The organism is Halorubrum sp. SP3, assembly GCF_005435195.1.
Classification (GTDB): Archaea; Halobacteriota; Halobacteria; order Halobacteriales; family Haloferacaceae; genus Halorubrum; species Halorubrum sodomense.
Genome location: NZ_SGTU01000581.1, coordinates 1 through 293, shown reverse-complemented (window position 1 = coordinate 293; position 293 = coordinate 1). Strand labels below are relative to the sequence as shown.

Annotated in this window: 1 protein-coding gene; it reads left to right on the top strand. The window is 59.7% G+C overall.

Annotated features, from left to right (window positions below; all coding sequences use genetic code 11):
- Window positions 1-182: hypothetical protein (locus EXE42_RS19070; protein ID WP_158293796.1), on the top strand; the 182-nt coding region annotated here is incomplete at its 5' end.
- Window positions 183-293: the final 111 nt, after the last annotated feature.

Genomic DNA, 293 nt, shown 5'->3' with positions numbered 1-293 from the left:
TCACCGTCGAACAGACTACGGCCACGGACGACGAGACGGGCGAGCAGTACACGCTCTGGAAGGCGTGTGGGGCGCCGTCTGTCATGCCCGACGCAGAGGAGTGCGAGGTGTCGCCGCACCTCCCCGAAGCCATCATGGGGTTGTGTGATACCTTAGAGCGGAAGTACGGGGGTGATCTCTGATGGCTGAAAAGAGCCGTGTCGTGGATACGGCTGATGAGGATCCTCGAAAACAGACGGACGATGATCTCCTTGTCTACGATGAAGATGGGGTAGAGGTACACCAGCGCCCCA